This window comes from Paraburkholderia sp. BR10872 (assembly GCF_040965835.1).
Lineage (GTDB): Bacteria > Pseudomonadota > Gammaproteobacteria > Burkholderiales > Burkholderiaceae > Paraburkholderia > Paraburkholderia nodosa_A.
On sequence record NZ_JBFRCN010000017.1, the window covers coordinates 126,997 to 137,634 of the forward strand.

Consider the following 10,638-nt stretch of genomic DNA (forward strand, 5'->3'; position numbering starts at 1 on the left):
AATCAAATCATTGTCGGCCGACGGAACGCGCGGCGGCAACCCTTGCGGCGCGCATTCGCGACATCACGCACGCGAGGCTTGCCTTATCGCGCGCGGGCAGTTACGTCCTGGTTACGGCTTTTGCGGCGGCACTTCGCATTCAGTATGTACTTAGTAGAGCTTCACTAAGCACTACAACGCCTTCAGTGCGCCTCTTCCCAGTTCTCGCCCACGCCCACTTCGGCGACGAGCGGCACCTTGAGCTGCGCCACCGAGCACATCAGCTCGGGCAAGCGCTTGCGCACTTCGGCGAGTTCGTCGCCCGGCACTTCGAGCACGAGTTCATCGTGCACCTGCATGATCATCTTCGTGCCGATCTTGCGTTCGTCGAGCCACTTCTGCACCGCGACCATGGAAAGCTTGATGAGGTCGGCGGCCGTGCCTTGCATGGGCGCGTTGATGGCGGCGCGCTCGGCGGCCTGGCGGCGCGGGCCGTTGCCGCCGTTGATCTCGGGCAGCCACAGGCGGCGCCCGAAGACGGTCTCGACATAGCCGCGCGACTTCGCGTCCATGCGCGTTTCGTCCATATAGCGCGCCACGCCCGGATAGCGCGCGAAATAACGGTCGATATAAAGCTTCGCCGCGTCGCGCGTAATGCCGAGATTCGATGCGAGGCCGAACGCGCTCATGCCGTAAATCAGGCCGAAATTGATGACCTTGGCGATGCGCCGCTGGTCCGCGCTCACTTCGAGCGGCGTGACGCTGAACACCTCGGAAGCCGTGGCGCGGTGAATGTCGTCGCCGCGTGCGAACGCCGCGAGCAGCGACTCGTCGCCCGAGATATGCGCCATGATGCGCAGTTCGATCTGCGAATAGTCGGCGGAAACGATCTTGTGCCCCGGCGGCGCGATGAACGCCTCGCGAATGCGCCGGCCTTCGCCCGTGCGCACGGGAATGTTCTGCAGATTCGGATCGTTCGACGCAAGACGGCCCGTGACCGCCACGGCCTGCGCGTAGTTCGTGTGCACGCGGCCCGTTTGCGCGTTCACCATGCGCGGCAGCTTGTCGGTGTACGTGGACTTGAGCTTCGCAAGCCCGCGATGCTCGAGCAGGATCTTGGGCAGCGGGTAATCTTCGGCGAGCTTTTGCAGCACTTCTTCGTCGGTGGAAGGCGCGCCGCTCGGCGTTTTCTTCACGACCGGCAGCTGCAGCTTCTCGAAGAAGATCTGGCCGATCTGCTTGGGCGAGCCCAGATTGAATTCGCCGCCCGCGAGGGCATACGCTTCCTCTTCGAGCGCGATGAGCCGCACGGCAATTTCCGCGCTCTGCTTTTCGAGCCTCTCGGAGTCGATCAGCACACCGTTGCGCTCGATCTTGCGCAGCACGCGCGATGTGGGCAGTTCGATGTTGCGATACACGTGATCGAGGCCCTTCTCGGGCGCGATCTGCGGATAGAGCGCGCGATGCAGTTGCAGCGTGACATCGGCGTCTTCGGCAGCGTATTCGGCGGCCTTTTCGAGCGAGACGTCGTCGAAGCCGATCTGCTGCGCGCCCTTGCCCGCTACCTCTTCGTACTTGATCGTCTTGATGCCCAGATGGCGCAGCGCGAGGCTGTCCATGTCGTGGCTGCGATGCGATTCGAGCACATACGATTCGAGCAGCGTGTCATGCTCCACGCCATTGAGCTCGATACCGTAGTTCGCGAGCACCTGCTCGTCGTACTTCATGTGCTGGCCGACTTTCTTGTGCTTCCCGCTTTCGAGCCAGGGCTTCAGGCGCGCAAGCACTTCGTCCTGCGGCAGTTGATCGGGCGCGTCCGGGCCGCGATGCGCAAGCGGCAAATAGGCGGCCACACCGGGTTCCGTCGAGAACGAGATGCCGACGAGCTTCGCGACCATCGGATCGAGCGCCGTGGTCTCGGTGTCGAACGCGGTGAGTTCGGCGTCTTCGATGCGCCTGAGCCACGTGTCGAACTGCGGCCACGTCTGGATCGTTTCGTAATGGCGCGGGGCGTCGACGAACAGCGCGGGCTGCACGATCGCATCTTTTTCGGGCACGTCGCCCTGGGTCGCGGCGGGCACCGTCTCGCTCTGCTGACTCGCTTCGGTGACTTCGCGCAGCCAGGTCTTGAAGCCGTGGCGCGCGAAAATATCGCGCAGTTCTTCGCGCGCTTCGGCTCGCGTGGCGAGCGACGCTTCGATCGACTCGAGATGCGGCGTGAGATCGCAAGCCGTTTCCACCGTGACGAGCTTTCTCGCCATCGGCAGGAAGTCGAGCGCGTCGCGCAGATAGCCGCCCACTGCACCCTTGATTTCATCCGCATGCGCGATCACGCCGTCGAGCGAGTCGTATTGCGTGAGCCACTTGACCGCCGTTTTCGGGCCGCACTTGTTCACGCCCGGCACGTTGTCGACGGTGTCGCCGATGAGCGAGAGATAATCGATGATGCGCTCCGGCGGCACGCCGAACTTGGCGATCACGCCTTCGCGATCGAGCGTTTCATTCGTCATCGTGTTGATGAGCGTGACGTGGTCTGTCACGAGCTGCGCGAGGTCCTTGTCGCCGGTGGAAACGATGACCTTCATGCCGAGCTTCTCGGCCTGATGCGCGAGCGTGCCGATCACGTCGTCGGCCTCCACGCCTTCGATCATCAGCAGCGGCCAGCCGAGCGCGCGCACGGCCGTGTGAATGGGCTCGATTTGTGCAGCGAGCGGCTCGGGCATGGAAGGCCGGTTGGCCTTGTACTCGGGGTACCAGTCGTCGCGGAACGTCTTGCCCTTTGCATCGAACACGCACGCGCTATACTCTGCCGTAACGTCCTTGCGCATGCGACGCAGCATGTTGATGATGCCGTATAGCGCGCCCGTGGGTTCGCCGTCAGGACCGCGCAGATCCGGCATCGCATGGAAGGCCCGATAGAGGTAGCTAGAACCGTCGACCAGCAGCAGGGTCTTACCTTCCAGCCCGTTTTGTAGCTTCAGCTTTGTATCCACGCGTAGTTCTTCAGGCATTATGGACAAGAGAAAAGTGATTCCGAGTCTGCGTTCACTCGCAGATCAAGAGCGCGCGACGGCCAAGAAGGCGCGCGCATCGTGGCAGATGTTCACGATTATGGCAGAGTTTATCGAGGCGACCGAGTACCTGTCCGAGATCCGGCCGGCGGTCAGCATCTACGGTTCCGCCCGCCTGAAACCGGAGTCGGAGTACTTTCAGCTCGCCACCACCATCGCGCGCAAGGTGTCCGATGCGGGCTTCGCCGTGATCTCCGGCGGCGGCCCCGGCATCATGGAAGCCGCGAACCAGGGCGCGCATGCGGGCAAGTCGCCTTCCGTCGGCCTGAACATCGAATTGCCGCACGAGCAGTCGGGCAACCAGTGGCAGGACATCTCGCTGCGCTTCCGCCATTTCTTCACGCGCAAGGTCACGTTCGTGAAGAACTCGGACGCCGTGATCGTCATGCCCGGCGGCTTCGGCACGCTCGACGAACTGGCCGAAGTGCTCACGCTCATCCAGACGAAAAAGTCGCGTCACGTGCCCATCATTCTGGTGGGCGCCGACTTCTGGAAGGGCCTGCTCGACTGGTTCCGCTCGGCGCTCGTGCCCATGGGTCTCATCAATCCCGAAGACATGGACCTGATGCAGGTGATCGACGACCCGGACCAGGTGCTCGAAGCCGTTCTCAAGTTCTACGAAGATGCGGACACCGCCGAAGATACCGGCAAGGAGCATCCGGCGCGCAGCGACCGCGACTCCGACGAAGACCGGATGTTCTATCTCTGATGCACCGCTTGCGGCGCAGCGTGCGGATGGCCTGCGAATAACGTTTCCGTAGGCCTTCGCACCGCTCGCGCTTCAGCGCATCACTCCCCTCATGCTTTCTCCGCGCTTGCGGGCACGCCCGATGCACCGAGCGGCGCCCGAGCGCTCGCCTGCTCCTCCAGCCAGCGACAAAACTGCACGACGAGCGGCGCTTGCGCCACCTCGCGGCGCGCCACCCACCAGTAGCCGCGCGCGTCGAGATGCGGCCCCGCGAGCGGCGTGACGAGACGTCCCGACGCGAGTTCGTCGTCGAGCAGCGGCAGCGGGCCGAGCGCGACGCCCAGACCATCCACGGCAGCCTGCAAAGCCAGATAGAAGTGGTCGAACGACTGCTTCTTGCGGCATTTGGCTTTCACTCCTGCGGCCGCAAGCCAGGTGCGCCACGCATCGGGCCGCGTGTCCGAATGTAGCAGCACGTGACGCGCAAGATCGCTCGCCTGATGAATCGGCGCGCGCTTGAGCAGCGCTGGACTGCATACCGGCAATTCCATCTCGTCGAGAAAATGACCGGCCTCGCAGTCGGGCCAGTGGGCCGGGCCGCGCCGCACGGCCACGTCGAAGCCTTCGAGCGTCTCGACCGGCGCGTTCGAAGTCGACAGGCGCAACTCGACGTTCGGCGCGAGGCGCTGAAACTGCGAGAGCCGCGGCAGCAGCCATTTCATCGCGAAGGTAGGCAGCGCGCTCACGCGCAGCACGTGCACCACGCCCGTGTCGCGCAGCTGAGTGGTTGCGCGCGCGATGTCGTCGAATGCCGACTGCACGGCGGCGAGGTAGCGCCGCCCGTCCTCGGTCAGCGCGACCCGCTTGCCGTGCCGGTGAAACACCTGCACGCCGACCCACGCTTCGAGCGCGGACACCTGCCGGCTAATGGCACCGTGAGTCACATTGAGCTCGCCCGCCGCAGCGGAGAAGCTGTTGTGCCGTGCAGCGGCTTCGAACGCGCGCAGCGCGGGAAAGGGAGGAAGGGAGCGTGCCATGCTTGTGAGTGTAGATCACAAGAGCGCGGCATAGAAATCGTTTTGCCGCGCGCGCGATTGGGCTTAATCTCCGAACTTGCCTCAGAGGTCCCTTCCATTCATGAAACAACCCATCTCATCGCCCGCCGCAGCCGGACATGGCGCGGACGACGGCCTGCACACGCCCTCGGTACGCGACCTGTTCCTCGGCTTTCTCGGTCTCGGCTTCACGTCGTTTGGCGGTGCGCTGCCGTTGGCGCGCCGCACCATCGTCGAGCAGCGCCGCTGGCTCACCGCCGGCGAGTTCACCGATCTGCTCGGCCTCTGCCAGTTTTTGCCGGGCGGCAACGTCATCAATCTCTCGGTCGCGCTCGGCATGCGTTTTCACGGATGGCGCGGCGCGCTCGCCGGCATCCTCGGCCTGATCGCGGGTCCGTCGCTCGTCGTGATCGGGCTCGGCGTGCTCTATGAGCGCACGCAAGACGACCCGCACGTGCGGCATCTGTTCGTGGGGCTCGCCGCGGCCGCCGCCGGGCTGCTCGTTTCGATGGCCCTGAAAATCGTGCTGCCGCTGCGGCGCGATCCGGCCGCGGCCGTCGTCGCTACGCTCGGCTTCGTAGCCATTGCCGTGCTGCGCACGCCGCTCTTGCCCACCATGCTCGTGCTCACGCCAGTCGGCATCGCGCTCGCGGCACGCGCGGCGCGCAAGGAAGGAGGCTCGCGATGAGCGCCACACTCGTTGCGCTCGCCGCGATCTTCGGCCAGCTCTCGCTGCTCGCTTTCGGCGGCGGCAACACGATCTTGCCCGAGATGCAGCGTCAGGTCGTCGAGGTCCACCACTGGATGCCGGCGAGCGAGTTCAGCGCGCTATTCGCGCTCGCCCAGGCCGCCCCGGGCCCGAACATGATGGTCGTGACGCTGGTGGGCTGGCACGTGGCCGGCTGGGCAGGCATGCTGGTCACGTCGATCGCGAAGTTCGGGCCGTCGTCGCTCGTCACGATCGCCGCGCTGCATGCATGGGATCGCTTCAAGGACCGCCCGTGGCGGCGCATCGCGCAAAAGGGCCTCGTGCCGGTGACGGCGGGTCTCGTGGCCGCGAGCGCCGTGCTGATCGCGCGGGCCTCCGATCCATCGTGGATCGCCTGGGCGATTACCGGCGTGTGCGCCGTGCTCGCGTTTCGCACGAAGACTCATCCGCTGTGGCTGCTTGGCGCGGGAAGTTTGATTGGGCTGACGGGGTTCGGGCAGTAAGCGACGCCGGCGAATGATTCGGCATCCGAATTGATAAAAGGCAACAGCGCAATTCGACAGACTGGCCGGCGCTCACCGCGCGCCGGCCAGCCATCAAGCGGCTACTGGAACGCCACTTCGGCGAAGCTGCGCAATTTCCGGCTATGGAGCTTGTGCAAGCCGTTCGTGCGCAGGATCTCCATCGCCTTCACGCCGATCTGCAGATGCTGATCGACTTGCGCGCGATAGAACGAATCGGCCATGCCCGGCAGCTTGAGTTCGCCGTGCAGCGGCTTGTCGGACACGCACAGCAAGGTGCCATACGGCACGCGAAAGCGGAATCCGTTTGCGGCAATGGTTGCGCTTTCCATGTCGAGCGCGATCGCGCGGCTTTGCGAGAGGCGTTGCACCGGCTCGCGATGATCGCGCAGCTCCCAGTTGCGGTTGTCGACGCTCGCCACCGTCCCCGTGCGCATCACGCGCTTGAGTTCCACACCGTCGAGCTTCGTGACCTCCGCGACCGCGCGCTCGAGCGCGAGTTGCACTTCGGCGAGCGCCGGAATCGGCACCCACAGCGGCAAGTCGGCGTCGAGCACGTGATCCTCGCGCACATAGCCGTGCGCGAGCACGTAGTCGCCCAGACGCTGCGTGTTGCGCAAGCCCGCGCAGTGGCCGAGCATGATCCACGCATGCGGACGCAGCACGGCAATGTGGTCGGTGATCGTCTTCGCGTTCGAAGGTCCCACACCGATGTTGATCATCGTGATACCGCTGCCGTCCGCACGCTTGAGGTGGTAGGCCGGCATTTGCGGCAGGCGCGCGGGCGCCGTGCCTTCGTCGTCCTGTTCGCCCAGGTTCGCGTTGTAGGTGACCACGTCGCCGGGCTCGACGAACGAGGTGTATTCGCTGCGATAGTTGCGCAGGTCCGCGTCGTCGGTATGCGCCATCATCGCGCGGCCGAGCTTCACGAACTCGTCGATATAGAACTGGTAGTTCGTGTAGAGCACGTAGTTCTGCACGTGCGTGGGCGACGTGGCCGTGTAGTGCCTGAGCCGATGCAGCGAAAAGTCCACGCGCGGCGCGGTGAAGAGCGCAAGCGGATGCGGCTCGCCGGGCTCCGGCTCGAAGGTGCCGTTCACGATGCGGTCGTCGAGCTGCGCGAGATCGGGCGTATCGAACACGTCGCGCATGGCGAAGAGGCGCTCGCGGTCGAGATCGCCTTCGAGGTGGATGCCTTCGGCGAACGCGAAGTGCACGGGAATCGGCTGATCCGACACGCCCACTTCGATGCCCACATGATGGTTCTTCGCCAGCAGACGCAACTGCTCGCGATAGTAATTGCCGAAAAGATCGGGCCGCGTCACCGTGGTCTCGAACACGCCGGGGCCCGCCACGAAACCGTACGAGCGGCGCGAGTCGATATGCGTGTTGACGTTGGTGCGGATGCGCACGAACGGGTAGCACGCGCGCACACGGCGCTCGAATGCCTCGCCGCGGCGATAGCGCGCAAACGCATCGCGCAGGAACGACGTATTCGCTTCGTAGATGCTCGAGAGGCGCGCCACGGCGTCGGCGGCGTCTTCGAAAAACTCGTCCGGGAAGTCGTGCGCCGGCGTCATGAGGGGCCGCAGGTAGCTATCGTTGTTCATCTTCGTTCGCCTCTCCGTTTGATGGGTCCACATTACCACGGAAGGTGCGACTTTCTGGCGACGGACCTGGCCGCGCCGAGGGCTTTTGGAGCACCCGCCGCGAGAGCGCTGCGAGCGCCGCGCACCGCCCGCCGGGCGCGGGCCGCAGCGCTTGAGCGACATGGGGCAAAGCGCCCGGATTTGCTAGAATTGGGGCATCCCATCGGAGAATGACCATGAAGTCGCACCTTCTTGCCGCCGTCGCGGTGACGCTCGCTTTCAGCGGGGTCGCCATGGCCGCGCCGGCCGACGACGCAAAGACCGCCGTCGAGGCACAATCCGCGCAATCGGAGAACGAACGCGCGGGCCTGCCCGATCTGGCTGCGATCAACAACAAGCCGGCCGCACGCGTCACCTCGAAGGTCGACATCAACGACGTGCCGCGCGTGCCCAGCTATCACGAAGTGAGCCCGAACGGCACCGAAATCACCGAGTTCCGCGACAAGGGCAAGCCCGTCGAGATCAACGTGCATTCGAACTTCGGCACGCGCTACACGATGAGCGCGAACCCCGACACCTCGCCGCAAGTGCGCAACAACGGCCAGGCCAGCACACGCCTGCCGTCGATCAACCTGCATTACTGAGCCATCCGGGCGCGCGCATGCCTTTGTTGGGCATGCCCGCGCCAACGCCATGTGCGCCGCCCCTTGAGCCGGGCTGCGGCCATCGCGCCTGAGCCGGACACGCCTGCAAGCCCCTCGGGCAGCACCTCGCAGCGTTCGCCGACCCGCCATTACCAATCAACCGACCTTCTTGCATGGCCGTCTTCACCGCTGTCACCGACCAAGAGCTTGCCCAATGGCTGCGCGACTACGATCTCGGCGATGTCGTCGAATTTCGCGGCATCCAGTCCGGCATTGAGAACAGCAACTTCTTCCTGACGACGACGCGCGGCGAATACGTCCTGACGATCTTCGAAAAGCTGACGGCCGAACAACTGCCGTTCTACCTCGACTTGATGCGGCACCTCGCCTCGCATCGGGTGCCGGTACCCGACCCCATGCCGCGCAAGGACGGCGCGCTCTTCGGCCTGCTGCACGGCAAGCCCGCGGCCATCGTCTCGAAGCTCGAAGGCAAGCCCGAACTCGCGCCCGGCGTGGAGCACTGCGCGGAAGTGGGCCAGATGCTCGCGCGTATGCACCTGGCGGGCCGCGACTACCGCGGCGACCAGCCGAATCTGCGCAGCCTTTCATGGTGGGAAGAAACGGTGCCGACGGTGCTGCCGTTTCTGGACGACGCCCAGCGCACCCTCCTCACGAGCGAACTCGACCATCAGCGCGCATTCTTCGGCTCGGCCGACTACGCGGCGCTGCCGGGCGGTCCGTGCCACTGCGACCTGTTCCGCGACAACGCGATGTTCGCGCACTCGCACCCGGCGCCGGGCCACGAAGTTCGGCTGGGCGGCTTCTTCGACTTCTATTTCGCCGGCTGCGACAAGTGGCTCTTCGACGTGGCCGTGACCGTGAACGACTGGTGCGTCGACCTCGCCACCGGCAAGCTCGACACGGCGCGCGCCGACGCGCTCCTGCGCGCCTACCAGACCGTGCGCCCATTCACGCCCGAGGAAACGCGGCACTGGATGGACATGCTGCGCGCAGGCGCGTACCGCTTTTGGGTCTCGCGCCTGTATGATTTCCACCTGCCGCGCTCGGCCGAACTGCTCAAGCCGCACGATCCCGGCCACTTCGAGCGCATCCTGCGCGAGCGCCTCGCCGGCAGCGAGGCGGGTTCCCATCACGCCTTGCCCCATCGCCCATGCAACTAATTGAAGTCCCCGCGAAGACGGGCTATGTCTGGTTCCGCCAGGGTATCTGGCTGTTCCGCCGCAATCCGCTCGCGTTTCTCACGCTGTTTTTCGCCTATTTGCTGGCGATGACGCTGATTTCCGCCATTCCCGTGATCGGCGGCGTGCTGCCTCTGCTGTTCGTGCCCGGCGTGGCCGTCGGCTTCATGGCGGCGTGCCGCAACACGATCGCGGGCAAACCGGTGTTCCCGACCATTCTGATCGACGGCTTTCGTTCGTACGGCAGCAACGTGGCGAAGCAACTGCTGGTGCTCGGGGCGATTTACGTGGGGGCGATGTTGCTGGTGCTGGCCGCGTCTGCGTTCGTGGACGGCGGCGCGCTATTGCGGCTGATGACGATCGGCGGCGACCTCGACGCGCAAGCGCTCGCCAACAGCGACGTGCCGCTCGCGGTGCTTGCTTCGCTGCTCTGCTACGTGCCGGTGTCGATGCTGTTCTGGTTTGCGCCCGTGCTCACGGCGTGGCACGACGTGCCGCCCGTGAAGGCCCTGTTCTTCAGCATCGTGAGCTGCTGGCGCAACAAGGGCGCGTTCATGGTGTATGGGGCGCTGTGGTTCGCCGTCTCGACGGTCGTATCGATCGGCCTGTCGACGCTGCTGCGCGCGCTCGGCGCCGGCGACTTCACGGTGGCGATCCTGATGCCCGCGCTCATCATCGTGACGACGATGCTCTATTGCTCGTTCTACGCGACCTATCGCGGCTGCTTTGGCGTGCAGGAAAAGCAGGCCGCGGAAATGCCGGACTCGGGACGCTGACCGGCGGCGCGGTAGTCCTTCAAAGTCAAAACGCAAAAACGGCGCCTTTTGGCGCCGTTTTCATTTTGCCCCGTTAGCGGGGGCTGCATTCCTGCTTAGCCGTAATGGTTCATCCACGACGGGTGGCGCGTGGCCTTCTCGCGATCCATCTTGCGCATGCGGAACTCGAGATCGTAGATATCGACGGACTGCGCGAGGTACGCTTCCTCGCGCTGCTGGCGGCGAGCTTCTGCAGTTTCGGAGAGGAAAAGGAAAAGACGGCTGAGCAGGTACATGATTTGGCCCTTCTTTGACGGGCACGTGCCCGCGAATCGAATGAAGCCATTATAGGGTAAACCCTGTTAAGGGTAAACACCTAAATTACCCGTAGTCGCTTTTAACCAACGTCCTGTGTCAATTCGGCGTCG

The 10,638-nt window shown here is 64.7% G+C and carries 10 protein-coding genes; 6 read left to right on the forward strand and 4 right to left on the reverse strand.

Annotation, left to right across the window (positions count from 1 at the left end; translation table 11 throughout):
* Nucleotides 1-182 precede the first annotated feature (182 nt).
* Nucleotides 183-2,990, reverse strand: a complete 2,808-nt coding sequence (gene polA / locus AB4Y43_RS15935) for a DNA polymerase I (RefSeq protein ID WP_368728207.1) — start codon at nt 2,988-2,990, stop codon at nt 183-185.
* Nucleotide 2,991: 1 nt separating this feature from the next.
* On the opposite strand from polA, the gene AB4Y43_RS15940 reads away from it, so the two are divergent.
* Nucleotides 2,992-3,759: a TIGR00730 family Rossman fold protein gene (locus AB4Y43_RS15940; protein WP_342946997.1), complete on the forward strand. Its 768-nt coding sequence runs from the start codon at nt 2,992-2,994 to the stop codon at nt 3,757-3,759.
* Nucleotides 3,760-3,848: 89 nt separating this feature from the next.
* Here AB4Y43_RS15940 and AB4Y43_RS15945 read toward each other — a convergent pair whose 3' ends face one another.
* Nucleotides 3,849-4,775 carry a transcriptional regulator GcvA gene (locus AB4Y43_RS15945; protein ID WP_368616399.1) on the reverse strand — a complete coding sequence of 309 codons (927 nt, stop codon included), beginning with the start codon at nt 4,773-4,775 and terminating at the stop codon, nt 3,849-3,851.
* Between the two features lie 100 nt (nt 4,776-4,875).
* On the opposite strand from AB4Y43_RS15945, the gene AB4Y43_RS15950 reads away from it, so the two are divergent.
* Both AB4Y43_RS15950 and AB4Y43_RS15955 read left to right on the forward strand, forming a co-directional pair.
* The gene (locus tag AB4Y43_RS15950) at nt 4,876-5,481 is read left to right on the forward strand and encodes a chromate transporter (RefSeq protein WP_368728198.1); all 606 of its coding nucleotides are present in this window, start codon (nt 4,876-4,878) and stop codon (nt 5,479-5,481) included.
* Nucleotides 5,478-6,005: a chromate transporter gene (locus AB4Y43_RS15955; RefSeq protein WP_368728199.1), complete on the forward strand. Its 528-nt coding sequence runs from the start codon at nt 5,478-5,480 to the stop codon at nt 6,003-6,005. The genes AB4Y43_RS15950 and AB4Y43_RS15955 overlap by 4 nt, the downstream gene beginning before the upstream one ends.
* 101 nt (nt 6,006-6,106) lie before the next feature.
* On the opposite strand, the gene AB4Y43_RS15960 is transcribed toward AB4Y43_RS15955, so the two are convergent.
* A complete protein-coding gene (locus tag AB4Y43_RS15960; protein ID WP_069261344.1) occupies nt 6,107-7,633 on the reverse strand; it encodes an AMP nucleosidase in 1,527 nt (508 codons plus the stop codon).
* Nucleotides 7,634-7,848: 215 nt separating this feature from the next.
* Here AB4Y43_RS15960 and AB4Y43_RS15965 point away from each other — a divergent pair, with 215 nt between their 5' ends.
* The 3 genes from AB4Y43_RS15965 (at nt 7,849) to AB4Y43_RS15975 (ending at nt 10,231) form a co-directional block, all read left to right on the forward strand.
* Entirely contained in the window at nt 7,849-8,256 is a 408-nt protein-coding gene (locus AB4Y43_RS15965; RefSeq protein ID WP_069261345.1) for a hypothetical protein, read from the forward strand.
* Nucleotides 8,257-8,429: 173 nt separating this feature from the next.
* Entirely contained in the window at nt 8,430-9,437 is a 1,008-nt protein-coding gene (locus AB4Y43_RS15970; RefSeq protein WP_342946994.1) for a homoserine kinase, read from the forward strand.
* The gene (locus AB4Y43_RS15975) at nt 9,428-10,231 is read left to right on the forward strand and encodes a BPSS1780 family membrane protein (RefSeq protein ID WP_368728200.1); all 804 of its coding nucleotides are present in this window, start codon (nt 9,428-9,430) and stop codon (nt 10,229-10,231) included. The genes AB4Y43_RS15970 and AB4Y43_RS15975 overlap by 10 nt, the downstream gene beginning before the upstream one ends.
* A gap of 95 nt (nt 10,232-10,326) precedes the next feature.
* On the opposite strand, the gene AB4Y43_RS15980 is transcribed toward AB4Y43_RS15975, so the two are convergent.
* A complete protein-coding gene (locus tag AB4Y43_RS15980) occupies nt 10,327-10,506 on the reverse strand; it encodes a DUF3563 family protein (RefSeq protein WP_042269847.1) in 180 nt (59 codons plus the stop codon).
* Between the last annotated feature and the right edge of the window lie 132 nt (nt 10,507-10,638).

What these genes read in the sequence shown, in the direction of transcription:
- polA (WP_368728207.1), bottom strand. Translation starts at nt 2,990, where the DNA reads ATGCCTGAAGAACTACGCGTGGATACAAAGCTGAAGCTACAAAACGGG.
- AB4Y43_RS15940 (WP_342946997.1), top strand. Translation starts at nt 2,992, where the DNA reads ATGGACAAGAGAAAAGTGATTCCGAGTCTGCGTTCACTCGCAGATCAA.
- AB4Y43_RS15945 (WP_368616399.1), bottom strand. Translation starts at nt 4,775, where the DNA reads ATGGCACGCTCCCTTCCTCCCTTTCCCGCGCTGCGCGCGTTCGAAGCC.
- AB4Y43_RS15950 (WP_368728198.1), top strand. Translation starts at nt 4,876, where the DNA reads ATGAAACAACCCATCTCATCGCCCGCCGCAGCCGGACATGGCGCGGAC.
- AB4Y43_RS15955 (WP_368728199.1), top strand. Translation starts at nt 5,478, where the DNA reads ATGAGCGCCACACTCGTTGCGCTCGCCGCGATCTTCGGCCAGCTCTCG.
- AB4Y43_RS15960 (WP_069261344.1), bottom strand. Translation starts at nt 7,633, where the DNA reads ATGAACAACGATAGCTACCTGCGGCCCCTCATGACGCCGGCGCACGAC.
- AB4Y43_RS15965 (WP_069261345.1), top strand. Translation starts at nt 7,849, where the DNA reads ATGAAGTCGCACCTTCTTGCCGCCGTCGCGGTGACGCTCGCTTTCAGC.
- AB4Y43_RS15970 (WP_342946994.1), top strand. Translation starts at nt 8,430, where the DNA reads ATGGCCGTCTTCACCGCTGTCACCGACCAAGAGCTTGCCCAATGGCTG.
- AB4Y43_RS15975 (WP_368728200.1), top strand. Translation starts at nt 9,428, where the DNA reads ATGCAACTAATTGAAGTCCCCGCGAAGACGGGCTATGTCTGGTTCCGC.
- AB4Y43_RS15980 (WP_042269847.1), bottom strand. Translation starts at nt 10,506, where the DNA reads ATGTACCTGCTCAGCCGTCTTTTCCTTTTCCTCTCCGAAACTGCAGAA.